This is a genomic window from Rathayibacter sp. AY1A4, from assembly GCF_002930955.1.
GTDB lineage: Bacteria > Actinomycetota > Actinomycetes > Actinomycetales > Microbacteriaceae > Rathayibacter.
Genome location: NZ_PSTN01000016.1, coordinates 36,435 through 60,592, shown reverse-complemented (window position 1 = coordinate 60,592; position 24,158 = coordinate 36,435). Strand labels below are relative to the sequence as shown.

The following is a 24,158-nucleotide window of genomic DNA, read 5'->3' as shown; positions in this document are numbered from 1 at the left end:
GATGCACTGGGAGGGGGAGAACATGGCACGTATGACTTGGGCGGAGGCCCCCAGCCCGGTACGTCGCGCGTTCGAGGACGCGATCGACAGCAAGGTCGTGGGAGCGGCGAGCCAGTCAGGAGGCTTCTCCTCGGGAGGCGCCGACCGGTTGGTACTCGCGGGTGGCCGTCGCGTCTTCGCCAAGTCGATCAGTCGCGCGCGGAACGCGGGGACGTTCGACCTGCATCGCCGGGAAGCGGCAGTCGTCCGCGACCTCCCCGCATCGGTGGTCGCCCCTCGACTCGTGGGGATGATCGAACAGGACGACTGGGTGGTGGTGGGGTTCGAAGACGTCGACGGACGGCACCCCGGTCCCGACGACACCACGGCTGTACTCGACGCGCTGGACGCCCTGCCTCTCCTCGACAGCCCCTCGGCGCTTCCGCGTCTCTCGGATGAGCTCACGCCCGACGCATCGAGCTGGGACCGCCTCGCCGCATCGGGGGCCGTCGCGGACCTCAACCCGTGGGTCCGCACACACCTCGGGCGGCTGCGGGAAGCGTCAGCGCAGCTTCCGCAGGCGGTCGAAGGGGATCACCTGGTGCACCTGGACTGCCGCGCTGACAACGTGCTCATCGACGCGAGTTCGCGGGTGTGGTTGGTCGACTGGCCCTGGGCCTGTATTGGAGCGCCCTGGTTCGACTCGGTGACCTACCTCCTCGATCTCCTCGTCAGCGATCCGCACGGCGACGCGGAGAGCTACCTCGAGCACCGCTCCCTGCGGGGGGTCGCAGCGGAAGCGATCGATGCGGTGCTCGCGGGCGTCGCGGGCTCGTGGGTGGAGACGCTGCGGACACCGGCACCGGAAGACATGCCTACCCTTCGCGAGTTTCAGCGGCGGGAAGCCGACGCCGCACTCCACTGGCTCGAACGCCGCTGGACCTGAGAGAAACCGACCGACCCGGAAAACCATCCCCTTACGGGACGGGCTTGGGCTGAGCGTAGGTAGGACGGCTCGCCCTCCGCTACTCCGACGAGGCAGCAGGCTCGACGGGACGTCCTCACGCTCCCAGCGAACAGAGAGGGTGTCCCTGCTAGGTGCTGGCAGAATGGACACAACAGGTCGGACCCGCGGATTCGCAGGTGCCGGCCCAGCAACGGAGACACCCACACTGACGGCGCGCAAGCGATCGTCAATCGGACTAGCCGCGCAAGCGGTGGATCTCACGTTCTGCGAAAGACCTTCCTCACCGAAGATCGTCGAGTCACATGCTCTGCGTCCCGCGACGTTGAGCCGAAACCGCTCAGACGATACATTCCGGCGCGGAAGTAGCAACGCCCCTAGTAGTCAATCGATCTAGGCGCGACTGCGCGGGCTGTTGCGTCGGCATCGAGACTCTTGTGAGCGACTTCCTCGCCGCGACCGGTACGGTCGCAACCTTCCCTGCCCTTCTGAGCGGGCTCGCGACCTTCGGGCCGTGGGTCGCCGGAATCGTCTGCGCTCTTTTCCTGCTGGTCATGCTGGGGTCGCGGGCGATCGATCTGGTGGCGCACGTGATCGATGACGTCGTTGTGCCGCTCGTAGCCGTGTTCGGGAACAAGACCCGGAGTGGTAACGCGCGGGCTGTACTCGAATCACGCTCCGATGCCGTTGAGCCTCGGAAGAAGGGGCCTTCGTGAGCGGCGTCTCTAGGTGAGGAGCTGCACGGCGACGCCGGCGGCGACGTCCTCGCCCTCGATGGTGGCGAATCCGGTGACTGTGCCGATCGCGTCGACGCCGAGTGAGGAGTCCGGGACCCGGGCGACGAGCGAGGCGCCACGGTCCGTGACGTGCGTGGCGTCGTAGTTGGCTTGGGTGGCGCTCTCGAACTCGAAGACGAACGCCTTCGTCTCCTGCTCTGAGAGGCGGACGCCGAAGTGCTTCACCAGGGCGCCATCGGCGCCGGTGAGCTCGATGCCGTAGGTGAACCACTCCGCCGGCTGTCCCGGCCCGATCGGGTCGCCCAGAGTGAAGGTCGCGGTGATCCCGGAGGGGTCGACGGCGACGTGAACGGCCAGCAGCTCGCGCGGGGTCGGGGTGCTCATGCGCTCACCCTAGAACCGCCTCGGCCCCGTGGACACGTCCAGGGTCCGGTGGGAGGGTGGGCGCATGTCGAAGCCTCGGACCAAGCTCGCGCGTGCTGCGCTGATCAGCAACGGGATGGTCTGGTTCGGGCTATCGTTCATGCTCTTCGCGATCGCCGGCGAGCAGACGTACGCGGCGTTCACCGGTGAGTGGTTCAACGTGCTCGGGTGGGCGCTGATCGTCGCCGTGGCCGCCGGCCTGGCGGTGGTCGGGGTGATCGAGAACCGGAACATCCGGGCGGGGAAGAAGTACAAGCCGCGTCCTCGCCGCTGACTACCGCTCGAGCGCGCGTGGCCGTTCCACGCGCGTGACCGGGGGGTCGAGGGGGCTCTCCCCCTCGTGCGGGCCGGCCCGTTTCGGGTCGGCCCGCGCACGCGCTCAGAGTGCGAGCGTGTGGAGGATCAGGGTCGTGGAGCCGATGGGCTTTCCGAAGTCGGTGTAGTCGAGGGTCGCGCGGCGGTTGCTGATGAGGTCGAGGGCGATCAGCTCCTCCTCGGACTCGTCCGTCATGTCGCCGGGCTCCTCGTCCCATTCGCGCAGCACCTGGCGGTCGGCGTCGAGGACCTTCCACAGTCCCCAGACGTGGGCGATGGGGCCGGTCGTCTCGTACTTGAAGACGAGGGCGGTCGCGGTGGGCCAGCCGTAGGCGGCCGCGGCGACGATCAGCGCTCGCGCTGCGGCGGCGGTCGCGTCGGCGTCGCCGGACGCGGCCGCGGCGTCGACGGCGACCTCGGCCGCTCGCAGCGTCGGGTCCTCCTGGTACGGGTCGAAGCGGTGGGCGGGGCGGGGTGCGGTGGTCGTGGTGGTCATGGTCGGGCCTTCCTGTGCAGCAGTGGGAGAAGAGGAGGGGCGGGGACCGGCGCGAGCCGGTCCCCGCCGGATGGGGTTAGCTGAGCCCTGCGGCGTCGGCGGGGGTGCTGTCGCCGGTGACGACCTGCTCGACCGGGGAGGGCGCGTATCCCCAGGCCGCGAGCTGGCGGAAGTGCTCAGCCGTGCGCTCGTCGCCGCGTCGCCAGGACTCCTTGCTCGTGTGCGCCTCCTGGCCTCCGAGGACGACGGCCAGCGCGACCAGGCGGGCCTTCGCGGGGTTCGCCTCGACCAGCACTGCGAGGGCGTCCGCGCGGTAGCCGGAGGGGCGCTCGATGCGCAGCAGCGTGTGCGCGAGGTCGCTGCCGCCCGTCATCCCGGAGGACACCGCGAACCGGTGGGTGGTGAGGCCGAGAGCGATGATGCGATCCGCATCCTTGGGGAGGGTCTTGCGGGCGAGGAACGTCGCGATCCACTCGCGGCGCACCTTCTCGGCCGCGTTCCACGCCTTGTTGTTGGCGATGAGGACCTTCCGCTCCGCGGACTTCTCGGCCCGCTCCTCCTCGGCTTCCTCCTCGGTCTGGGGCTGCTCGGGGGCTCCGTAGGCGTAGGTGAATCCGGCGGCGGTGGGGTCCTGGACGAGGAGGGTGACCTCGACCTCGCCGCGCCAGCTGGTGTCGATGAGCACTCCGCGGCCGGGAGCGGCGGCGACCTGCTCGGGGGTGACGCTCTTCCCGTCCTCGCCGCGCAGCTGCCGGATGGGCGTCCACGTCGCTGCGTCGCCGTAGGCGTCGGAGCGGGTGAGGATCTGGAAGCCGTTGCCGGTGTACTCGGCGGCGGTCGCTGCGAGGAGCGCCTGGTGCGCGGCCTCGTCGCGGAGGGTCTGCGCGGTGTGCTCGAACTGGGCCGGGTCGTGGGTGGCGACCTCGATCAGGGTCGCGCGGGCGTCGGCGTCGTCCTCGAACTCCAACAGCACCGCCGCCTGGTCCAGGGTCAGCTCGTGCTCGTGCAGAACGGATGTGACGGTCGCGGACTCCGCGACCGCGAGGCCCTTCTTCACCGCGTCGGTCTTGGTGCCGGTGCGCCGGGCGATCGCTGCGGCGGAGACGCCCTCGAACGCGAGCTGCGCCCACGCCGCGGTGCGGTCCGCGACCGAGAGTTCGGCGCGCTGGTCGTTCTCGATGATCTGCTGAACGATCCGGTCCGCGGTCGTCTCGTCGCCCTCCACGACGTAGACGGGAATGGTGGCGACCCCGGCCTCGCGGGCGGCGAGGGTGCGGCGCTGTCCGGCGCGGACGATGACGTTGCCGTGCTCGTCGCGGCGGGCGAGGACCGGGGTGATGACCCCGTTCTCGCGGATCGACGCGATGAAGTCCTTCGTCAGCGGGGCGCTGGTGCGCACGTTCGCCTCGATCACGAGGACGGTCGGGTCGATGTGCTGAACGGTCCCGGTTCCGGTGGTGATAGTCACGATGGTTTCTCCTTGATCGGTGTGCGACCATGAAGGTGACAAGTCCCGTGGTTCTAGACCAACTACGGGGCTTTTGTCGTCTTCCTGATCGTTTTTCTTTGCCTCTCCGGCGAGTGAAAACCAATTGAGTGGAGTCGGCGGAGTGACGGCTCTCTCGGGCGAAATGAGGGAGCTTGCGACCGCGTCCGAGAGAGCCGGCACGCAGCCGACGGAGCGAGATAGGTTGAAACCGCGGAGAGGTGAAGAAAACGGGTAATCCGGCCGCGTAGCGGCTCCTGCCGGCGGTGCTCCGTCACCGCTGCGCGTGCGAAGCTCGCGCCCCACCGGAGAAACGACGTCGGTAGGCTTCGGGTAGGTGACGCTTGATCACCCCGGACGGGAGAACGACATGAACGCCGTGATCTACCGCATTCGCTCCATCGCCGCATCGCTCCGCGCGAAGTTCACCACAGCGCCGGCGGCGCTGCCGACGGATCCGTTCGGGGAGCCGCCGCGCGAGGCTCACGACCCGCGCTCGTACCAGGAGGAATCGTGGAAGGCACCTGCGCCTTCCACGATCAACTTCCACTGAAGCTATGCTCCCCGGGGGAGTGTGAGGGGATCGCCCCTCACGGGCCGGCCCGAAGGCCGGCCCCTCCCCCGCACTACTCGGCGGGCGTCAGGAACGCGATCAGCGCGGCGGCCTCGGCGGTGCCGTCGTCGTAGACAGGCATCCCGCCGGGTCCGCACTCCCCCGGCAGTCCGAGCGTGTTGCGGGTGTGCGCGAGGATCTCCGCGTCGGTCGCGGTGGTGTTCTCCGGGTCCTCGTCGCGGCTGATCGCGAGGATGAGCGCGAGCTGTTCGGCCGTGGCGCGGCCGGTGTCGGTGCGGGTCATGGTGTGGTCCTCTCAGCGATTCAGGAACGGGGCGACGCGGCGAATCGCTGCGCGGCGGGCGTGGGCGACGCAGTGACGGAACGAGCCGCTGGTGATGCCGTGCAGCTGGTCGGAGTGCCACGCCTCCCAGACGCCGGACTTGCGGCGGGTGACGTGCACCGAGGGCGTCGTCTTGGGGTCGGTGCCCACGACGCGGACGTCGACCGCGCGGGTGCCTCCGAGCGTGAGGTAGGTCTTCGCGGTGGTGTGCAAGTCGGTGGTGATCTGCATGGTGTGGGTGCTCCCTCTGGCTGATCGTTTTTCTTTGCCTCTCCGGCGGGGAAAACCGTTTGAGTGGAGGCGGCGCAGTGACGCCGATAGCGGGCGAAATAAGCCCGCAGGGCGCGTCCGATAGCGGTGGCACGGAGCCGGTGGAGCGAAATAGGTTGAAACCGCGGAGAGGTGAAGAAAACAGGTGGAACGGGCCGCCTCGCGGCCTCCGACCCGCGGCGCTCCGTCGCCGCTGCGCGAGTGCAGCTCGCGCCCCGGAACGGGATCCTGCACAGAAAACGACAATTGCCGATTAGAGCCGAAACTGTCGTTTATATATGCCCCTGCACTGGGGTCAAGACCTGGGCCATCGAGAGGCATTGCTGTTACGAAGTATGCAGACACATACTTCTCGACGACCGGAGCCCGCATGCTCGCCACCGCACGACCCCAGACCCGAGCCGCCGCTCCCGCCGTACTGCTCGATCACGCGACCCTGCCCGCGCTGCCGATGGATTCGGACCGGGTGCTCGTCATCCGCGCCGCGTCGGGTGATGACCGAGCTTTCGCGGCGATCGTGAACCGCTACTCGCGTCTGCTGCGAGCGATCGCGTCGCGAACCCTTGGGAGCTCCGCTGACGTCGATGACGTGGTGCAGGAGACGTTCCTTGCTGCATGGACGCACCTCGACAGCGTGATCGACGGGGACACGATCGCCGGCTGGCTGGCGACCACGACTCGCCGGCGCAGTATCGACCGCCTTCGCGCCCCCGCATCCGCGCGCCGGTCGGAGCTGGACGAAGAACTGCCGGCGCTCGAGAACGGCGACCCTGAAGCCGCCGGCCGATGCGCCGCTCTTGCAGCGGACGCTCGGCGGGTGCTCGAGAAGATGTCGGCGCTGCAACGTCGCTGCTGGGAGCTGCGGCAGCTGCACGAGCTCAGCTACGACGAGATCGCTCTCGACCTCGACCTGACCCCCGCTGCCGTGCGCGGGCTCCTCGCTCGCGCTCGACTGCTGATGGCGAGCGAACTCGCGCACTGGCGCTGACGAGCGCGAGGAAAGAACACGGCTGCTCCCTCGAGTATCCGCTTCAGGGGGAATGTGAGGGGATCGCCCCTCACGGGCCGGTGACCCCAACCCACTTGCTCGAGCAAGTCGTATCGGCGCAGTGCGCGGCGATCGCGGAAGTGCGCGCGTCGATTCCGGAGGATCACGTCATCCTCCACGTGCTCCGGATCGCGGACGGCTCGGAGTAGAGCACCCGGGCGGTTCCAAGCCACTAGCGTTGCCATCCAGTCCTGAAGGTGATGGTTCCGTGATGGCAACAGCGTTGAAGCTCGTCGGGAAGTCCGTAGCGTTCGTCGCCCGCGTCTTGGGCGCGGCGGTGTCCGCCGGACTGGCCTCACTCGGTGTGGGCAGTTTTCAGCAGCCGAATCCGGGGCCGCCGCCCTCGACCACGGACAATCGCGAGTATCGCCCGTAGAAGAAGATCAACGCGCTGACGTCGGCTTCGGCGATCGCGGAAGAACGCGCAGCGATCCTGGAGGATCACGTCATCTTCTACGTGCACCGGCTCGGCCGCGACCCGCGCTGACACTCACCACTCCTTGTGGTCACTCCTCGGCGTTTGCGCGCGCGAGCTGTCGCCGCGCAAGTATCAGGATCGAAGGAAGCATCACGACGGTGCCGATGGAGGCGCTGATCTTCCCCGATAGCTGACCGTCGGCGGGTAGCCACACCCCCGCCAAGCCGATGAGTACGGCGGTAAGGACGAGCCCGACACCCCAGAACACGGTGCGCTTCGCGCTTTCTCGTGATGGTCGGCGATGCGAGCGGCTGATAACCACGATGCCCACGATCAGCAGCGCGAACACCAGGACCAGAAGCAGAAGGAGGAGGAAGTCGGAGCCCACCGGTTGGATGTCTCTCTACTCGGACGCGACAGCGCTGCGGCGCGGCACGCGCTGGGTGGTGGTGGTGACGACGGCGGTCGCGCGGGTGAGATTGGGGCCGATGGCGTCGGCTTCGAGGACGCGGCCGGTGCGGCGGTTCTCCCCTTCGCCCCAGCTGACGGTGCGCTCGTAGCCGACGACGATCACGCCGTCTCCCTTGTGGAGGGAGGCGAGCACGTGCTCGCCCAGTTCGAACTTCGCTTCCACGTAGTGCGTGGTCGGGGCCTCGTGCGGGGTCCACTCCCCCGCGCGGTATTCGCCGGTGTTCTCGATGACGCGCAGCTTCACGATCTGCACGCGGCCCGCCTGCACGGCCTCGGGGTCGGCGGCGAGGTTGCCGGTGATGGTCCTGGTGCTCATCTGTCGTCTCCTGCTCGTGCGGTTGGTGGGTCCCGTCGACGTCGACGGGTTTTCGTTCGCGGCCGCGGCCGCCGGGGTGTCGGTCGGGGGTGTCTCGATGCCCCAGGACGCCAGAGCGTCGCGGCGGGTGACTTCCACGGGCGGCTCGGACAGCGCTCTGCGCTGTTCGAGCTCGGCACGCGTGACGGTGAGGTCCGGGACGCGGCGCTCGTCGCCGTAGGCGAGGCGGTAGAGCCGGTCGGCCTCGTTCTCCAGCCAGTCGACTTCGCCTTGCCGGTCGGCCTGTCCGGCGAGGTACCCGGCCCGGTAGTCGTCGCCGGTGACGTTCGGGCCGGTCATGCGGCGTGCTTCTCGATGAGGTCGGGGCGGAAGCCCGACCAGTGGTCCTGGTCGCTCGCGACGACCACGGGGGCGGCGGAGTAGCCCAGCTCCTCCGTGACGTACGCGAGCGCTGCGGGGTTGGTGGTGATGTCGACGGTGGTGTACTCGATGCCCTTCTTCTCGAGCACCCGGTAGGTCATGGTGCACTGCACGCATGACGGCTTCGAGTAGACGGTGAGCATCAGTCGTCCCACCGGTCGCCGCGGTGCGGGTCGTGCTCGTCGTTGACCGGGGACCAGGCGTGCAGCTCGGCCCACTTCTCGGCTGCGTCGGTGTGTCCGGCGTGGGTGAGGAGGTCGATGATGCCCGTCGCGCGCCAGCACGGCAGCGTCGGAGCGATCGCTTCCGTGACTGCCGGTACTGGCCACTGGACGCTCAACCCCGACCGACGATCCTCAATCGAGACGGCGTTCTCTTGCCATGAAGCTCGAAGGGCCTCGTGACTCGCACCGACGAGCAGGTGCGAGAAGGTCACTCATGAGCACTGACGAGGAGCGGTGGAACCACACGGGGCTGATTCGAGTGTTCACCATCACCGCGTGCGCCTCTCTCGCCGCCGCCATCGCGTTCATGATCCTCGAGCTCACGACGGACCTCGACGCCGCGACGGGCGCGTTCATCTTCCTGACGCTGTTTGTCCTGAATGTCGGGCTGATTCTCGCCAGGCGACGACAGGAGGTTGCAACGGACACACCGGTCGTTCCCTTCTGAAGCGCACTGCTCCGTATGGGGATCCTTCAGCGGAACGATCAGGCGTTCGGTGCGGGTGCGAGTGTTGCGCTTCCGGAGACGACCATCCAGCGCCCGGCGATTCGTCGCCATGCGCGGACGTAGTGAAGCCGAGCCTCGATCCGTGTGCCGTGGTCGATCACAACGACGTCTACGACGGACGTGGTCTGGGCGCCGCCGGCAGAGGCCAGCGTGCTGCGACTGATTTCATCGATCGACTCGAACTTCGTTGTGCCCGACGAATGTGCTCCGAGATCTTCGTCCCGGCTGATGATCGAGCCTTCGGGTGTCGTGAAGATCAGCTCGGGTGCGAGCAGTCGACCAAGCGCATCGACGTCACTTGCGCGCATCGCGTCCAGCAATCGATCCTCGGCAGCATCGACGGTTTCGTGGAGCATGGATGGGAACGACATCCGGAAAGAGTATCTCTGCTCGTTGCGCGGCCTGCGTCCGTAGGGGGATCGGGTGCCGGGACCCTCTTCTCTCAGGCAGGCGTGTCGGAGCTCGATACTGATGTCATGGCATCACCGCTCGTCTCCGACGTCGCTCACTCCGGTCTCACCGTGGCCGACCTCGACGACGCGCTGGTGCTGTGGTGCTCCGGTCTCGGGTTCGTGCTCGAGCGCACCTTCACGCTCGACGTCGACGTCACGGCGGCGACCACCGGCGTCCGTGGAGCCGTGATCCGCGCAGCGACGGTGGTACTCGGCCCCCACCGGGTGGAGCTGCTGCAGTACGACCCGCCCCGACAGCTCGACTCCGCCGGCTCGCCCGCACAGATCGGCACGGTGCACATCGCGCTCACGGTCTCGGACCTCGATCGTGTCCTCGAGCTCTGCGCTGGACACGGTTGGAGACCGGTCGGGACACCTCACCGGATGACCGCTGGCGCCCGAGCCGGCACGCGCATCATCTACCTCGAAGGTGCCCTCGGTGGATTCCTCGAACTGATCGCACCCCCGCAGCTCCCGTAGTCCGCATCGGCCCATCGCCGTGCGCGCCCGACCTCTCAGCCCGCCAACCTCGCCATCCACTCCTCCACCGCGTCGGGCGTGCGCGGCACCGCCGCCGAGAGCAGGATCGACGACGTCTCCGTGACCACGAGGTCGTCCTCGATCCGGATGCCCAGGCCCCGCAGCTCGGCGGGGACCGTCAGGTCGCCGGGCTGGAAGTAGAGGCCCGGTTCCACGGTGAGCGTGTGGCCGGCCGCGAGCACTCCGCCGAGGTACGTCTCGTGCGGAGCGTGGTTGCAGTCGTGCACGTCCATCCCGAGCATGTGCCCGGCGCGGGAGATGCTCCACCGGCGGTGGTACGACGCGGACGGGGCCATGGCCTCGTCGACGGAGCAGCGGATCAGGCCGAGGTCGATCAGCCCCTCGGTGAGGGCTCGCCCGCACGCGTCCTGGTAGTCCTGGAAGCGCACTCCCGCGCGCAGGGAGTCGATGCCGGCCTGCTGCGCGCGCAGCACGATCGAGTACACGTCCCGCTGCAGCGGGGTGAACTCCCCGCTGACCGGGAAGGTGCGGGTGATATCGGCGGCGTAGAGCGAGGGCAGCTCGACGCCCATGTCCATCAGGACGAGGTCGCCGTCGGCGAGGGGCCCGGTGTTCCGCGTGTAGTGGAGGGTCGTGGCGTGCGCTCCCGAGGCGACGACCGATCCGTAGGCCGGCCCCTGTCCCTCGACCAGGGCGCGGCGGGCGAAGGTGCCCTCGAGGTAGCGCTCGCCGCGGGGCATCGCGCGGGCGACCGGCCACGCCTCGAGGCAGTCGTCGAAGCCCCGCGCCGTGCCGTCGACGGCGAGCTGCAGCCGTCCGATCTCCCAGTCGTTCTTGATCAGGCGCAACTCGTCGAGCGTCGCCTTGAGCACGAGGTGCGGTCCGAGCTCCGGTCCGCAGATGCTCCGCACCAGCTCGTCGACGCTCTCGTCGAGGGTGGGCAGCACCCGGATGCGCCGGGCCCGCCGCGCGGCCCGCTCCACGTCGCGCGTGAAGTCGGCCAGCGGCCGGGTCTCGATGCCCAGCGCCGCCTGCGTCTCGGCGAGCGACGGCCGCGGCCCGACCCAGAGGTCGCCGAGCGCGTCGTTCTGCCAGAACTCGTCGCCGTCGCGGCCGGAGGGAGCACGCAGGTACAGGATCGAGCCGGCCTCCCCTCCCGTCGTGTCGACGACGAGCACGCTCTCGGCGACTCCGTTGCCCGTCAGCCACACGTGGTCGGTGCCCGGGCGGAAGCGGTGGTCGCTGTCGTTCGAGCGCACCCGCGGCAGGCCGGCGGGGATGATCAGCAGCTCGGCGGGCAGCGCCTGCGCCAGTCGCGACCGGCGCTCCGCGGTGTAGGCGAGCACCGGCTCGTCGGGGTCGATCACCGGCTCCGGATCGGCCCAGCCGGCGGTCATGAACGCGCCGTCCCCGGGGAGCGGGCTGCGGTTCACGGCCCTCGGCATGCTCCAGAGAGCGGACTCCTCGGCCCGGGCCTCCTCCACCGCGCTCACGCGCCCGTCCGCTCCAGCGCGTCGGGCAGCTCCTCGAGCCAGGCCGCCCGGTCGGCGTCGAGCGGGGCCAGCGGCAGCCGCCCCAGCCCGTCCGGCAGCGGGATCGCCGCGAGCAGCGCTCGCGTGTACGGATGCAGCGGGCTCTGCCACACCGTCTCGGTGTCCCCCGACTCCACGACCCGGCCGCGGTACATCACGAGCACCCGGTCGGCGATGCGCCGGACCACCGAGAGGTCGTGCGAGATGAACAGCATGCCCGCGCCGGCCTCGACGCTGAGCGAGCGCATCAGCGCGGCGACGCTCGTCTGGGTCGAGGCGTCGAGGGCCGAGATCGGCTCGTCAGCCACGAGCATCCGCGGCCTCGCCGCCAGTGCCCGCGCGATGGCGATGCGCTGCTTCTGGCCGCCGGAGAACTCGTGCGGGAACCGGCTCGCCATCGCCGGGTCGAGCCCGACGCGGCGCAGCCAGTCGGCCGGGTCCGAGCCCTCGGCGCCCCGGGCGAGCGCCGCCCGGACGCCGTCGCCGATCTGCTCGCCGATGCGGCGACGGGGGTTGAGCGAGGAGTTCGGATCCTGGAAGACCATCTGCATGCCGGTCATCACCGGACTGCGCCGACGGAGTCCGAGCGCGGGCACGTCGACGCCGTTCAGGCGCACGTCCCCGCCGCGGCGCTTCTCGATGCCGACCACCGCGCGTGCGAGGCTCGACTTCCCGCAGCCGCTCTCGCCGACCAGCGCGACGACCTCGCCCGCCGCCACCCGGAAGCCGACCCCGTCGACGGCACGCAGCGGCGGTCTCCGCCCGTACTCGACGACGATGCCGTCGGCCTCGAGAACCACTCCCGCGCTCATCGCGCACCCCTCTCGACGTCGCCTGCCGTGGCCGCGCCCGGATCGTCCGCGGCGGCGGCCCTCTCGTGCCCCTCGACGAGCTCGGCGACCAGCTCCTCCGGGCTCTCCTCGAAGCTCGAGCCGGGCAGAGCCGCGAGCAGCGCCCGGGTGTACTCGTCCTCGGGCGCGGTGAACAGCCGCTCCCGCGGAGCCGACTCGACGACGAGCCCCTGGCGCATCACCGTCACCTCGTCGGCCACGGCGCTCATCACGCCGAGATCGTGGGTGACGAGCAGGATGCTCAGCCCGCCGTCGTCGACCAGCTCCCGCAGCAGCTGCAGCACTCCGGCCTGCACGGTCACGTCGAGCGCGGTCGTCGGCTCGTCTGCGAGCAGCACCGAGGGCTCGCACGCGAGAGCCACCGCGATCGCGATGCGCTGCCGCTGACCCCCGGAGAACTGGTGGGGATAGCGCCCGAGGGAGGCCCGGGCGTCCGGGACCCGCACCCGCTCGAGCAGGGCCTCGGCCCTGGACCGCGCGGCCTCCTTGCCGAGACCGAGGTGGTGGCGCAGGTGGTCGGTGAGCTGGCGGCCCACGGTGAGCTGCGGGTGCAGGCTCGTCGACGGGTCCTGGAAGACCATGGCGACCCGGCGTCCGCGCACCGCGCCGAGCACCTGCCGGGACGCGCCGACGAGCTCCGTCGTGCCGTCGCCGGTGTCGTCGGCGAGGCGGATGCTCCCGCTGGCCGTCATCGCTCCGGGCAGCAGTCCGAGCACCGCCAGGGCGGTCATGGTCTTGCCCGAGCCCGACTCGCCGGCGAGACCGTGGATGCCGCCGCGGCGCAGCGCCAGATCGATGCCGTCGACGACGGCGTGGCTGCGGGTGCGGATGCGCAGCCCGCTGATGGTCAGTGCGTCGCTCACAGCGTGGCGCCTCCTCCGCGGATCGTCTGCGACCGCGGGTCCAGGGCGTCGCGCAGGGCGTCGCCGACGAAGTTGAACGCGATGACGACGGTGAGGATGGCCAGGCCCGGGAAGACCCCGATCCACCACGCGTCGAAGTTCTGGATGGCGTCCGACACCATCGAGCCCCACTCGGCGGTCGGCGGCTTCGCGCCGAGCCCGAGGAACGACAGGCCCGACAGCAGGAGGATGGCCGTGCCGATGTCGAGGCTCGCCAGGACGAGCACCGGGCCGACGATGTTGGGCGCGATGTCGCGGACGAGGGAGCGCAGCGGCGAGAAGCCGAGCAGCTGGCCAGACACGACGTAGTTCGACGAGCGGAGGCCGAGCACGAGACCGCGGGTCAGCCGGGCGTAGGACGGCCACGACACGATCAGCGCCGCGAGCACCGCGTTCAGGAGCGAGGCTCCGAGCGCGGCCGCGATCACCATCGCCAGGATGACCGTGGGGAACGCCATCACGAGGTCGGTGATGCGCATCGCGACCTCGTCGACCGCACGGCCGAGGAATCCGGCGACGGATCCGACGATCGCGCCGATCAGCACCGACATCACGACGAGCAGCAGGGCGAGCGGGATGGTGACCCGGGCACCCCAGATCACGCGCGAGAACACGTCCCGGCCGAGCGCGTCGGTCCCCATCAGCGTGCCCTCGCCGGGCGCCTGGAGGAGGGGCAGGTCCTGCGCGAGCGGATCGTGCGGAGCGATGACGGGGGCGAGCACGGCGATGAGGATCCAGAGCACGCCGACGGCGGCGCCGAGGAGTCCGAGCGGCGCCGACCAGCGGCCCAGGCGCAGGCGGGGGCGGCGCAGGCGGAGGCCGGGGGCGGCGACCGGGTCGAGGACTCCGGCACCGACGCCGTCGCGCGGACCGGCCGGAGCGCCGTCGCGCGGACCGGCCGGAGCGCCGTCGCGCGGGTCGGACCGGGTGGTTCGCGGATCCGTCACGAGGCCAGCCTCACTCTCGGGTCGAGCACGCCGTACAGCAGGTCGACGATCAGGTTCACGAGCAGGTACATCACGCCGATGAGCAGGCCGACGCCCATGATGCCGCGCAGGTCGAGGTGCGAGGCGGCCTGGTAGGCGTAGGAGCCGATCCCGGGCCAGCCGAAGACCGCCTCGACGAGCACGGTGCCGCTGAGCAGGCTGCCGAAGGCGAGGCCCACGACGGTGAGGATCGGGATGCTCGCCCCGCGCAGCACGTAGGAGAAGGTGACCGCGCGGTTCGGCAGCCCCTTCGCGCGGGCGGCCCGCACGTAGTCCTGGTCGAGGATCTCGAGCACCGCGGTGCGCACGAACCGGGTCAGCAGGCCCACCGTGTAGAGCGTCAGGACGAGGACGGGGAGGAAGAGGTGCGACGCCGCGTCGAGGAAGGTGTCGAGCTGGCCGGCGAGCAGGGCGTCGACCGTGTAGAGGCCCGTCACCGTCGGCGGCGTGGTGAAGTCGCTGCTCAGCCGGCCGGAACCCGGCGCGATCCGCAGCTGGAAGTAGAGGACGTAGTAGAGGACCAGCGCGAGCCAGAAGGTCGGCACGCTGAGGCCGGCCAGCGACACGACGCGCAGAACGTGGTCGGAGGCCTTGCCGCGCCGGTAGGCGGCGACGGTGCCGAACAGCACGCCGATGATCACGCTGAGCACGATGGCGCCGAAGGCGATCTCGAGGGTGGCCGGCAGCGCCTTCGCCAGGTCGGCGACCACCGGGTTGTGCGTGGTGGTGGAGACGCCGAGGTCGCCGTGCAGCAGGTTGCCGAGGTAGGTGAAGTACTGCACGACGAGCGGCTGGTCGAGACCGTACTGGGCGCGGAACTGCGCGACGATCTCCGGATCCTCCGCAGCGCGCTGGCCGAGGGCGGCCGCCACGGGGTCGCCCGGCACGAGGTTGGTCAGGATGAAGGTGACGAGGGTCACGCCCACCACCAGCAGCAGCGAGGTGAGCACGCGGCGGAGCGCGTAGCGGAGGAACGGGTGGGCCGCCCGGCCCCCGCGCTGACGCGGGGTCCGGACGGCCGTCGTGGTGGTGGACACGGGCTACTGCGCGGTGAGGGCCGCGATGTCGATGGTCCACACCGCGTTGTAGACGACACCCGAGACGTCCTTCGCCGCGGCGATGTTGTTGCCGGGCTGGAGCAGCGGGATGAAGGGGCCGTCGGCGTTCAGCGCGGTCTGCAGCTCCTCGAAGCGCGACTGGCGCTCGTCGTCGCTGCCGCCGGTGGCCGCGGCGTCGGCCAGCGCCGAGATCGCGGGGGCCGCACCGTCGGTCCAGCCGGAGCGGAGGCCCACGACGTCGCCCGGGGTGAAGACGAGGTAGTCGCTCGGGTCCGGGTAGTCCGGGCCCCAGTACCAGAGGCCCATGGTCTCGGTGCCGTTGCGGTAGGCGTCGAGCTCGGTGGCGACGGGGGCCGGGGCGAGCTCGACGGTGATGCCGGCGTCCTTCAGCTGCGACTGGATGCGCTGCGCGATGGTCGGGAAGTCGATGCCGTTCAGGCTGATGTCGCTCGGGAAGTTGAGCGTCACGGACTCGCCGGCGTAGCCGCTCTTCGCGAGGTCCGCCTTCGCGGCGTCGAGGTCCTGGGTGAGCGCGCCGCTCTCGGGCAGGGCGCCGAGCAGCATGCTCGGGATGACGCCGGACGCCTGGGCGGTGCCGTTGCCGGCGATCGAGACGAGGTCGTCGTAGTCGACGGCCTCCTTCACGGCCTTCACGAAGTCGGGGTTCGACGTGATCGCCGAGACGCTCGGGTTCTGGTTGAGCAGCAGGAAGATCACGTTCGCCGACGGGTCGCTGGTCACCGCGACCGAGTCGCCGAGCGCCTCCGCCTGAGTGCCCGAGAGGTCCAGCGCCACATCGGCGCTGCCGCCCTCGACGTTGATCTTCTGGGTCGCGCCCTCGACGTTCTGGATGACCACGCGGCCGTAGCCCGGGGCGTCGCCGTCGTAGTTCTCGTTCGCGGTCAGCACGACCTGCGAGGCGAGGTCGAGCGTGTCGAGCACGTACGGGCCGGAGCCGGCGGAGGTGGTGTTGAGGAACGTCTCGGCGGTGTCGGTCTCGTCGGTGGTGCCGCCGTTCTCCTTCACGACCTTCGAGTTCAGGATGCCGAGCGCCGGGTTCGCCAGGATCGCCGGCAGGGCGGGCGTGGGGTTCTCGGTGGTCAGCACCACCGTCGTGTCGTCCTTCTTCGTGACGGTGACGCCGTCGAGGAGGAACGAGGGGTTGCCCTTGAGGCCGATCACGCGCTGCAGCGAGAACACCACGTCGTCGGCGGTCATCGCGGTGCCGTCCGAGAAGGTGTGCTCGCCGTTCAGGGTGAGGGTGAAGGTCTTCGCGTCGTCGGACTGCTCGAGGCTCGCGAGGCCGTCGACGACCTGCGAGACGTCGCCGCCCTCGAAGGTGAGGAGGGTCTCGTAGAGCGCCTTGTCGACCATCTGGCCGGTCGGCTCGTACATGCGGCCCGGGTCGGCGGTCTTGAGGTCGAACGCCTTGTTGATGGTGAGCGTCGCGCTGCTGCCGTCGGCGGTGTCGACGCGGCCCGAGGAGCAGCCCGCCACCAGAAGGGCGAGGGAGACCGCCGCAGCGGCGATCACCACTCGCGTCGGGGCGGAGCGCGGGGTGCGGGTGGAGCGGACAACCATGGAGGCCTCCTGGCGAGGGTTCGGCTGGACGTGTTGCGAAACGATGGCACATCGCGACGCACTCCGTTTCCAGAGGGCCGCTATCGTGGACGAACTGCCGCCCGCAGCGACGAAGGAGCAGATTATGTCGATCACCGATCCGGCCGCCGGTGCGGTCGCTGGACAAAGCGCGGGCGGGCTCGACGACCTCAATCTGCGCATCCTCGCCGTCCTGCGCGAGAACGGGCGCATCTCGATGTCCGCCCTGGCCGAGCGGGTGAACGTCTCGCGGGCGAGCGTCTACAACCGGGTCGAGCAGCTCACCGCATCCGGCGTCATCACCGGATTCTCGGCCCTGGTCGATCCCGGCAAGGTGGGGCTCGACGTCTGCGCCCTGGTGTTCGTGACGGTGCACCCGCAGTCGTGGCACCGGTTCCGCGAGGGCATCCTCCAGATGCCCGACGTCGAGTACTGCTGCATCACGACCGGCGAGCACGACGCGATGCTCCTGGTCCGCTCGCTCGACATCGGCGGCGTGCACGACTTCGTCACCGGCGTGGTCGCGGCCCGGCCCGAGGTGAAGTCGGTGGTCTCGGTCGTCGTGCTCGACGAGGTGGTGCGCAAGGCCTACCTGCTGCCCTCCGACATCCCCGACCGCTCCGGATCGACGAACCGGCTCGGCATGACGCGGTTCACCACCGCGGGGAACGGCCGCGACGCGGCGCGCTGAGCGTCAGACCTCGACGCAGATGCTGACGTGGTCGTCGCCGTCGATCTCGAACTCCTCGACGAGCCGCAGCAGGCCCTCGCCGTCGAGCTCGACGCGGCTGCCGCCGGTGCCACTGACCACGGTCCCGCCGTCGATCAGCTGGTGCACGAACGAGACCTGCAGGGCGTCGCCGGTGCGCGTGCCCACGAACCGGCCGAAGGTCACGGTGTCGCCGACGTAGTCGCCCCAGACCACTCCGTCGCGCTCGGAGTAGTGGAACCGCGACGGCGACTCGGGATCGACCGCACTGTTGGTCGAGGAGGTCATCACGAACTCGCGGCCGTCGAGACTGGGGGCGGTGGTGGCGTCGTTCACGTCATGGAGTATGCCGGAGAGGTCGAGGTGTCCTGGCCGCACGCCGGATTCGTCTCGTCCTTCGGGTCCGCGGCCCCAGTGGCTGGACGAAAGCGCCGTCCGCACGTCCCTCGACGGTCCATTCGTCTGCGATCCGACGCCGTCCGTCCCGATCGACCGAGCGACTCCGGGATCGGACGGGCGATGTCCGCGGACAGGCGGCTGCGAGGCGTCCGGACTTCCCTTGCCGCCTCGATACTCCATCGACTCGTCCGTGATCGGAAACTTTCCCGTACTCTCAGGACCCGTACGGGGAATGAACCGGGGGCTCATTCGCATCCGGTTCGAATTCGACATCTTGGGGGCGCAATGGATCCGCAGCAATCGGTGAACAGTGATCGCGCCGTGTGCGCCCACGCGAGGAGCGGCGGATGACCGGGTCGAGTGCGACCGGCGCCGTGGTGAAGCGCCCCGAGTCGCGGGAGTGGATCGACTTCGCCAAGGGCGTCGCGATCAGCCTCGTCGTGCTCTACCACTCGTCGTTGTTCCTCGGATTCTTCGACCTCGCGGGGTACGTCCCGAAGCTCCGGACCGTGCTCCTCTACTTCCCCATGCCCGTGTTCTTCTTCATCGCGGGCCTCACGGCCGCCCGGATGCTGACGTGGACGTTCGCCGAACTGTGGCGCCGCCGAGTGCTCGCGCTGGTGTACCTCTACCTGCTGTGGTCGTTCATCCGGGTCGTCTTCTACCTCATCGTCCCGTTCTCACGGTCGGAGGCGACCTCGCCGACGGACCCGCTCAACGTGCTGGTGCTCCCCATCCTGCCGTCGAGCAGCTACTGGTTCATCTGGGCTCTCGCGATCTTCAGCATCCTCGCCTGGCTGATCCGCAAGGTGCCCCGATGGATCCAGCTCTCGGTGGCCGGGCTGCTGGCCGTCGCGGCGACGACCACCGGCCTGCTCGACACCGACAACATCGGCTGGGACCGGGTGCTCCAGAACTTCATCTTCTTCCTCGTGGCGATGTTCATCCCCCGCACGTTCTACCGCTTCGCCGCTCGCGTGAAGCTCTGGCAGGCGCTCGCGCTCGCGGTGGCCTACCTCGGCATCATCGCGGTGATCGTCGCCTTCGACGCCAACCGCATTCCGGGCGTCATCCTGATCGCCAGTTCGGTCGCGATCATCGCGGGCATCGCCGGCTCCCAGTACCTCGTCAAGGTCCGCGCACTGAAGATCTTCGTCACCATGGGGCAGCAGAGCTTCCAGATCTATCTCCTGCACCTCTTCGTGATCGCGGTCGTCGTCGCATTCGTCCCCCTGCTCGGCGAGACGAATGTCCCACCCCTTCCGGCGACGGTCTTCCCGGTCGCCCTGACGGTGTTCTCCCTCTGGGCGTCGCTGTTCATCTTCCAGTCGCTGCGGCGCTTCTCCTGGCTGTGGGTGAGCCCGTTCAGCACCGGCAAGTCCCAGAAGAAGCGCCTCGCCGCCAGGAATGCGAGATCAGCCGAGGTCCAGCCCACCGCGGTCGAGTCCGCAGCTCCTGTCGCCCCGGCCGATGAGCCCGCTGACGCGGGGACTGCGGGCAGACCGGAGAAGGACTGACCGGCGAGCACCTCCCGGGCGACTCCCCGGGCGACCCTTCTGCAGGCCCGAGTCGTCTCGGGCGCTGGTGAGTCCGCCTCAGACCGGGCCGGCCCGCGCTGCTCGGTCTCGGGCGAGCCGAGGGAGCAGTCGGACGAGGACGACCATGCCGACGAGTTCCACGAGAGTCTGCGTGACGACGACGACGGGCGCGAGCGACAGCGGTGCCGGGAGCGCGAGTGCGAGGGGCAGCACGACGAGCGAGTTGCGGGTCGCGCCGCTGAACACGAGGGCGCGCGTCGCGGGCACGTCGAGCCGGAAGACGCGTCCAGCACCCAGCCCCAGAGCGGTCATGACCACGAGGAATCCCGCGTAGAGCGGGACGAGGACGAGAAGCCGGCCGGCCGAGGCGCCCACGGCGCCGGCCTGGGAGGCGACGACGGTGAAGAGCGTGGCCGTCATGAGCGGCACCATGAGCCCGAGCATCGTGGACTCGACGATCCGGCCGGACACGTGTCGGCGCGCCAGGGCCTGCACCAGCCCGGCCGCAGACAACGGCACCACGATCAGCAGCAGGAACGCCCGCGCGAACGGACCGGCGTCGACCACCGCCACCCCCGCAGGACCGATGAAGAGCAGCAGATACACGGGGAGGAGGAGGATCTGCGCGAGCATCAGCAGCGGTGCGGCGGCGAGCAGCCGGTCGGACGCCCCTCCGGCGAGCCCGGCGAACACGATCACGTAGTCGATGCACGGCGTCAGGAGCACCAGGAGGACCCCGAACAGCAGCACCGGAGTGTCGGCGACGAATCGGGACAGCCCGTAGGCGACGAGCGGCACGACGACGAAGTTCAGCACCCCGACCGCGGCGAGGAAGCGGCCGTCGCGCAGAGACCGTCCGATCGCGGCGAACGGGACCCCGAGGAACGTGGCGAACAGCAGCAGCGCGAGCACCGGTTCGATCGCGACCTCGAGGTGGTGCGCGGCGGGCAGCAGCAGTCCGAGAGCGGCGCCGGCGGCGATCGCGGCGAGGTAGAGCGGGATCTGGCGGTGCTCGAGCCAGGCGACGAGTGCTCTCACGACAGCAGGTCGGCGAGAAGGAGGGGCACGGGTGCAACGGTAGAGGTCCGAACCGCTTGAGGGTCGCGGCTCTGCCGCTCGTCGCGGCGGAGGGGCTTCTCCCTCGACCCCGCCCCGGTGAACGGTCCGGGCCGAGACCTTGGACGATGCGGCCCAGCCAGGATCCGCTCCCGCACGGTCCTCCCCGTGAGACGCGCCCAGGACGAGACGCCGTCGACAGCTCTTTCCTGCGTCACTCGACGGTCCTCATAAGCTTTCGCAACTTCTGGTGCAGAGGTGTCGGAAAGATACGAACGCATCATGTCGCATCAGGCGCGAAAGGCTCGAAGAGCTCAGAGGTATTGAGGCCTCGGCCAGTTAATGCTTTAATCCACATCGAACCGGTTCGATGATCTATGCAGCACTGTGCGGACAGGTTCGACCAATCGCTCGATCAATGGAGATACAGCAGATGAACAGATCCATCGCTCTACGCGAGACGCCTCCCACGGATGCCGACCGGCGACAGCGCCGTCGGATCCGCGGGCGTCGTGTCCTCGCAGCAGTCGTCTCAGCGGCGGTCGTCGCAGCGGGGAGCGTCCTCGCCGTGGGCGCTCCCGCGGAAGCGGCACCCGGAGCCGCAGCCACGCTCGTCGTGGAGGCCGACCAGCCCTTCCGTCCCGTCACTCACATGGCCAGCGGGTCCCTGTACGGACTGGCGAGCGCCGGCGTCCCGTCCCTCGACAAGATCCTCCCCATCAAGCCGCACACCTTCGTGCAGAAGCCCGAGGGGGGCACCCAGCAGCCGACCGGTGACGCCCTGTCGGTCGCCGACACCGCGAAGTCGGCCGGTGCGGGCGTCGTCGTCCGCCTGGTGGACTACCTGCCCGGCTGGCCCTATCGATACGACAAGGCCTCCTGGCTCCCGGCCGTCGAGAAGATGGTCGAGGACACGCAGGCATCCGGCAAGACGAACATCGTCGCCTATGCCATCTGGAACGAGCCCGACATCACCTGGCAGGCGTCGAACGGCTCCTTCTTCGATCTCTGGACCGAGACCTACCGTCTGATCCGCACCCTCGACCCCGAGATGCCGATCCAGGGCCCTGCCTACTCCGACAACATCACGAACATGCGCGCGTTCTACGAGCACGCGAAGGCGACCGACACCCTCCCGGACGTCCTCGAGTGGCACGAGCTGATCCGCTCCTCGAAGATCAAGGGCGACGTCGAGAAGGTCCGGGCGATCCTCGACGACCTCGACCTCCCCGAGCCGCCCATCGACATCACCGAGTACGCGGCACCCGCCGAGGTCGGCCTGTCCGGCCCGCTGGTCGGGTACATCGCGAAGCTCGAGCGCTACGGGATCACCCGCGCCGAGCTCCCGTTCTGGAACCAGTCGGGCGCCCTGGGCGACCTCCTCACCGGACGGAACGGCGACCCCAACGGCGCGTACTGGCTCTACACCTGGTACGCCCAGATGAGCGGCCAGATGGTGACCACCACGCCGCCGTCGAACGAGAGCCCGCTCGACGGCGCCGCCTCCGTCAGCGACGAGGGCGACGAAGTGCGCGTCATCGCCGGTGGCAACACCGGAGCCACGTCCATCAAGGTCAACGGGCTCGACGAGCTGTCGCTCGGCTCGAAGGTCGACGTCCAGGTGGACTTCACCGCCTCCTACGGCCGCACGGTGAAGACCGACGGCCCGGTCACCATCTCGAACACGACCTACGAGGTCGCCGCCGACGGATCGATCACGGTGCCCATCGTGATGAACCCGACCTACGGCTACCAGGTGATCGTCACCCCGGAGAAGAGCCCGACCAGCCTGGCGGGCGACTACACCGTGGGCAACGCGAACTCCGGTCTGCAGCTCGCCACGCAGGGCGGCGCGACCGCGAACGGGACGCCGGTCGTCCAGGCCGACACCGCGACCGCGACCGGACAGGCGTGGAGGATCACGGCAGCGGGCCAGGGCCTCTACCGCGTCGTCCACACGCCCAGCGGACGCGCCCTGACCATCGCCGGCGCCGCGACGTCCAACGGCGCAGCCGCGGTGATCGCCGACGCGAACGGCGGAGACGAGCAGCTCTGGCAGCTCATCCCCGACGGGAAGGGGAAGGTCCGCCTCGCGAACTACGCGACGGGCAAGACGCTCGGGGTCCTCAATCTGAGCAAGGACGCGGGCGCTGCGGTCATCCAGTGGTCCGACGGCGCACCGACCTCCAACTGCCAGGTCAGCGGAGCCCGCCAGCCGGGCAGGTTCGGCACGGCACTGGACTTCTGCAAGACGGCGTCGTACGGGTCGCTCCCCAACGGAATCGTCAGCGGACTCACCGGCGACTGGTCCGTCTCGACCTGGATCAAGCCGGCGTCGCTGACGAACTACTCCCGCGTCTTCGACTTCGGCACGGGCCAGAACGTCAACATGTTCCTCACTCTCAACGCCGGGGGTGCCGGACCGCGGTTCGCCATCACGAACACCGGCGCCGGAGGCGAGCAGCGACTGACCTACGGCGGTCAGAACTTCCCGCTCAACCAGTGGTCGAACGTGGTCGTCACCGTCTCGGGCACGCAGGGCACGATGTACCTCAACGGCACGGTCGTCGCCACGAACCCGAACATGACGGTGAAGCCGTCGGCTCTCGGGAACACCAACCGGAACTACCTGGGCAAGTCGCAGTACGGGGACCCGGCCTACGACGGCGCGATCGACGACTTCGCCGTCTACGACCGGGCGCTGTCCGCGGCCGACGTGGCCGCTCTGGCCGGCGGCCGGGCCGCGGCGGGCACCGTCGCGCAGTACGCGTTCGACGAGGCGTCCGGAGCCGCGCTCCAGGACTCCTCGGGGAACAACCGGAACGGGACCATCGTGCTCGGAACCGACGGGGCCACGACCAGCACCGCGACCGACGCCCAGACCGCCGACCGGTTCTGGACGCTCACGCCGGTCGCCGTCGCCGACACGACCAAGCCGGCGGTCACACTGGTGTCGCCCACCACGGCGGGCCCCTTCTCCGCACTGGCCGTCCAGGTCGACGCGACGGACGACCGCGGACTGAAGCGCATCGTGGCCAACATCTACAAGGACGGCAAGCTCGTCAAGAGCACGCAGTCCCCGGTCGCCGGTGGAGCGAGGACCGGATCGCACTCGGCCACGGTGCAGCTGCCCGACGGGAACTACACCGTCAAGTACAACGCGGAGGATCTCGCGGGCAACATCGCGCCCACGAAGACCTTCGCGGTGACGCTGGACAGCACGGCGCCGACGGCCACGGTCAAGACCGAGCCCTCCTTCACCACCGGTGAGAAGGGCGTCTACGACCAGGTGAGCTTCAAGCTGTACGACGCGGGCAGGATCGACAGGGCGGTCATCAACGGTCGCGTGAAGGATCTCACCGACAACGCGTGGTCAGACGTGAACTTCATCAAGCCGGGTGTCTTCGGCGCGGTCAAGGGTGCCAACACCATGGTCGTCCACGACGTCGCCGGGAACACCACCACCGTCCAGTTCACCCTGAACTGACCCGGACCTCGAGGCGCCCCGTATCCGTACGGGGCGCCTCGAGCGTGTGCGGGGCATGCCACGGCAGGCTGGGCGCAGGTGGGGCGCCCCCCACCCGGACCGGCAGCGGCCCCTGGA

At 69.5% G+C, this 24,158-nt stretch carries 28 protein-coding genes; 10 read left to right on the top strand and 18 right to left on the bottom strand.

All coding sequences use genetic code 11. From position 1 onward, the window contains the following. The first annotated feature begins 22 nt into the window (after positions 1–22). The gene (locus C5B92_RS10920; protein WP_146079296.1) at positions 23–925 is read left to right on the top strand and encodes a phosphotransferase family protein; all 903 of its coding nucleotides are present in this window, start codon (positions 23–25) and stop codon (positions 923–925) included. A gap of 455 nt (positions 926–1,380) precedes the next feature. Beyond that, positions 1,381–1,659, top strand: coding sequence for a hypothetical protein (locus tag C5B92_RS10915; protein ID WP_104350379.1), 279 nt, complete (start codon positions 1,381–1,383; stop codon positions 1,657–1,659). Between the two features lie 9 nt (positions 1,660–1,668). Here C5B92_RS10915 and C5B92_RS10910 read toward each other — a convergent pair whose 3' ends face one another. Beyond that, complete coding sequence (locus tag C5B92_RS10910; RefSeq protein ID WP_104350378.1) at positions 1,669–2,064, bottom strand: hypothetical protein; 396 nt, start codon at positions 2,062–2,064, stop codon at positions 1,669–1,671. Between the two features lie 64 nt (positions 2,065–2,128). Between C5B92_RS10910 and C5B92_RS10905 the strand changes: the two genes are divergently transcribed. Next, positions 2,129–2,377, top strand: a complete 249-nt coding sequence (locus C5B92_RS10905) for a hypothetical protein (RefSeq protein ID WP_104350377.1) — start codon at positions 2,129–2,131, stop codon at positions 2,375–2,377. Between the two features lie 105 nt (positions 2,378–2,482). Here the strand turns inward: C5B92_RS10905 and C5B92_RS10900 are convergent, their stop codons facing one another. Together C5B92_RS10900 and C5B92_RS10895 are read right to left on the bottom strand one after the other, a co-directional pair. Continuing rightward, the gene (locus C5B92_RS10900) at positions 2,483–2,914 is read right to left on the bottom strand and encodes a hypothetical protein (protein ID WP_104350376.1); all 432 of its coding nucleotides are present in this window, start codon (positions 2,912–2,914) and stop codon (positions 2,483–2,485) included. Positions 2,915–2,990: 76 nt separating this feature from the next. Next, the gene (locus tag C5B92_RS10895) at positions 2,991–4,382 is read right to left on the bottom strand and encodes a ParB/RepB/Spo0J family partition protein (protein ID WP_181028806.1); all 1,392 of its coding nucleotides are present in this window, start codon (positions 4,380–4,382) and stop codon (positions 2,991–2,993) included. Between the two features lie 388 nt (positions 4,383–4,770). Here C5B92_RS10895 and C5B92_RS10890 point away from each other — a divergent pair, with 388 nt between their 5' ends. After that, positions 4,771–4,953 carry a hypothetical protein gene (locus C5B92_RS10890; protein ID WP_104350374.1) on the top strand — a complete coding sequence of 61 codons (183 nt, stop codon included), beginning with the start codon at positions 4,771–4,773 and terminating at the stop codon, positions 4,951–4,953. 73 nt (positions 4,954–5,026) lie between these two features. Here C5B92_RS10890 and C5B92_RS10885 read toward each other — a convergent pair whose 3' ends face one another. Both C5B92_RS10885 and C5B92_RS10880 read right to left on the bottom strand, forming a co-directional pair. Next, a complete protein-coding gene (locus C5B92_RS10885; protein WP_104247873.1) occupies positions 5,027–5,257 on the bottom strand; it encodes a hypothetical protein in 231 nt (76 codons plus the stop codon). Positions 5,258–5,269: 12 nt separating this feature from the next. Continuing rightward, complete coding sequence (locus tag C5B92_RS10880) at positions 5,270–5,527, bottom strand: hypothetical protein (RefSeq protein ID WP_104350373.1); 258 nt, start codon at positions 5,525–5,527, stop codon at positions 5,270–5,272. Positions 5,528–5,936: 409 nt separating this feature from the next. Here C5B92_RS10880 and C5B92_RS10875 point away from each other — a divergent pair, with 409 nt between their 5' ends. After that, positions 5,937–6,554: an RNA polymerase sigma factor gene (locus tag C5B92_RS10875; RefSeq protein ID WP_104350372.1), complete on the top strand. Its 618-nt coding sequence runs from the start codon at positions 5,937–5,939 to the stop codon at positions 6,552–6,554. A gap of 566 nt (positions 6,555–7,120) precedes the next feature. On the opposite strand, the gene C5B92_RS10870 is transcribed toward C5B92_RS10875, so the two are convergent. The 4 genes from C5B92_RS10870 to C5B92_RS10855 are packed head-to-tail and all read right to left on the bottom strand — an operon-like array spanning position 7,121 to position 8,579. Further along, entirely contained in the window at positions 7,121–7,420 is a 300-nt protein-coding gene (locus C5B92_RS10870) for a hypothetical protein (RefSeq protein ID WP_104350371.1), read from the bottom strand. A 15-nt stretch (positions 7,421–7,435) separates the two neighbouring features. Then, entirely contained in the window at positions 7,436–8,158 is a 723-nt protein-coding gene (locus C5B92_RS10865) for a single-stranded DNA-binding protein (RefSeq protein WP_104350370.1), read from the bottom strand. Further along, a complete protein-coding gene (gene nrdH, locus C5B92_RS10860; RefSeq protein WP_056045893.1) occupies positions 8,155–8,385 on the bottom strand; it encodes a glutaredoxin-like protein NrdH in 231 nt (76 codons plus the stop codon). The genes C5B92_RS10865 and nrdH overlap by 4 nt, the downstream gene beginning before the upstream one ends. Beyond that, a complete protein-coding gene (locus C5B92_RS10855) occupies positions 8,382–8,579 on the bottom strand; it encodes a hypothetical protein (protein ID WP_104350369.1) in 198 nt (65 codons plus the stop codon). The genes nrdH and C5B92_RS10855 overlap by 4 nt, the downstream gene beginning before the upstream one ends. A 98-nt stretch (positions 8,580–8,677) precedes the next feature. On the opposite strand from C5B92_RS10855, the gene C5B92_RS10850 reads away from it, so the two are divergent. Further along, complete coding sequence (locus tag C5B92_RS10850; RefSeq protein ID WP_104233966.1) at positions 8,678–8,911, top strand: hypothetical protein; 234 nt, start codon at positions 8,678–8,680, stop codon at positions 8,909–8,911. A 38-nt stretch (positions 8,912–8,949) separates the two neighbouring features. Here the strand turns inward: C5B92_RS10850 and C5B92_RS10845 are convergent, their stop codons facing one another. Continuing rightward, positions 8,950–9,342: a nuclear transport factor 2 family protein gene (locus C5B92_RS10845; protein ID WP_104233967.1), complete on the bottom strand. Its 393-nt coding sequence runs from the start codon at positions 9,340–9,342 to the stop codon at positions 8,950–8,952. A 105-nt stretch (positions 9,343–9,447) separates the two neighbouring features. Between C5B92_RS10845 and C5B92_RS10840 the strand changes: the two genes are divergently transcribed. Then, positions 9,448–9,903, top strand: coding sequence for a VOC family protein (locus tag C5B92_RS10840; RefSeq protein ID WP_104350368.1), 456 nt, complete (start codon positions 9,448–9,450; stop codon positions 9,901–9,903). A gap of 35 nt (positions 9,904–9,938) precedes the next feature. On the opposite strand, the gene C5B92_RS10835 is transcribed toward C5B92_RS10840, so the two are convergent. From C5B92_RS10835 to C5B92_RS10810, 6 genes are read right to left on the bottom strand one after another with little or no spacing between them, the layout of a single operon-like run. Further along, complete coding sequence (locus tag C5B92_RS10835; protein ID WP_219814348.1) at positions 9,939–11,417, bottom strand: aminopeptidase P family protein; 1,479 nt, start codon at positions 11,415–11,417, stop codon at positions 9,939–9,941. Beyond that, positions 11,414–12,268 carry an ATP-binding cassette domain-containing protein gene (locus tag C5B92_RS10830; protein ID WP_104317058.1) on the bottom strand — a complete coding sequence of 285 codons (855 nt, stop codon included), beginning with the start codon at positions 12,266–12,268 and terminating at the stop codon, positions 11,414–11,416. The genes C5B92_RS10835 and C5B92_RS10830 overlap by 4 nt, the downstream gene beginning before the upstream one ends. Next, positions 12,265–13,170, bottom strand: coding sequence for an ABC transporter ATP-binding protein (locus C5B92_RS10825; protein WP_104326934.1), 906 nt, complete (start codon positions 13,168–13,170; stop codon positions 12,265–12,267). The genes C5B92_RS10830 and C5B92_RS10825 overlap by 4 nt, the downstream gene beginning before the upstream one ends. Then, a complete protein-coding gene (locus C5B92_RS10820; RefSeq protein WP_258061348.1) occupies positions 13,167–14,156 on the bottom strand; it encodes an ABC transporter permease in 990 nt (329 codons plus the stop codon). Before C5B92_RS10820 ends, C5B92_RS10825 begins: the two co-directional genes overlap by 4 nt. Continuing rightward, complete coding sequence (locus C5B92_RS10815) at positions 14,153–15,232, bottom strand: ABC transporter permease (protein WP_104239498.1); 1,080 nt, start codon at positions 15,230–15,232, stop codon at positions 14,153–14,155. Before C5B92_RS10815 ends, C5B92_RS10820 begins: the two co-directional genes overlap by 4 nt. A gap of 3 nt (positions 15,233–15,235) precedes the next feature. Next, complete coding sequence (locus C5B92_RS10810) at positions 15,236–16,834, bottom strand: ABC transporter substrate-binding protein (protein WP_104223258.1); 1,599 nt, start codon at positions 16,832–16,834, stop codon at positions 15,236–15,238. A 124-nt stretch (positions 16,835–16,958) separates the two neighbouring features. Here C5B92_RS10810 and C5B92_RS10805 point away from each other — a divergent pair, with 124 nt between their 5' ends. Beyond that, entirely contained in the window at positions 16,959–17,543 is a 585-nt protein-coding gene (locus C5B92_RS10805) for an Lrp/AsnC family transcriptional regulator (protein ID WP_104223259.1), read from the top strand. Between the two features lie 3 nt (positions 17,544–17,546). On the opposite strand, the gene C5B92_RS10800 is transcribed toward C5B92_RS10805, so the two are convergent. Then, entirely contained in the window at positions 17,547–17,897 is a 351-nt protein-coding gene (locus tag C5B92_RS10800) for a hypothetical protein (protein ID WP_258060307.1), read from the bottom strand. A gap of 410 nt (positions 17,898–18,307) precedes the next feature. Between C5B92_RS10800 and C5B92_RS10795 the strand changes: the two genes are divergently transcribed. Beyond that, positions 18,308–19,477: an acyltransferase gene (locus C5B92_RS10795; RefSeq protein ID WP_104260246.1), complete on the top strand. Its 1,170-nt coding sequence runs from the start codon at positions 18,308–18,310 to the stop codon at positions 19,475–19,477. A gap of 78 nt (positions 19,478–19,555) precedes the next feature. Here the strand turns inward: C5B92_RS10795 and C5B92_RS10790 are convergent, their stop codons facing one another. Next, positions 19,556–20,536, bottom strand: coding sequence for an arsenic resistance protein (locus C5B92_RS10790; protein ID WP_104326933.1), 981 nt, complete (start codon positions 20,534–20,536; stop codon positions 19,556–19,558). A gap of 670 nt (positions 20,537–21,206) precedes the next feature. On the opposite strand from C5B92_RS10790, the gene C5B92_RS10785 reads away from it, so the two are divergent. Then, positions 21,207–24,041, top strand: a complete 2,835-nt coding sequence (locus C5B92_RS10785) for a LamG-like jellyroll fold domain-containing protein (protein WP_219814347.1) — start codon at positions 21,207–21,209, stop codon at positions 24,039–24,041. Positions 24,042–24,158 lie beyond the last annotated feature (117 nt).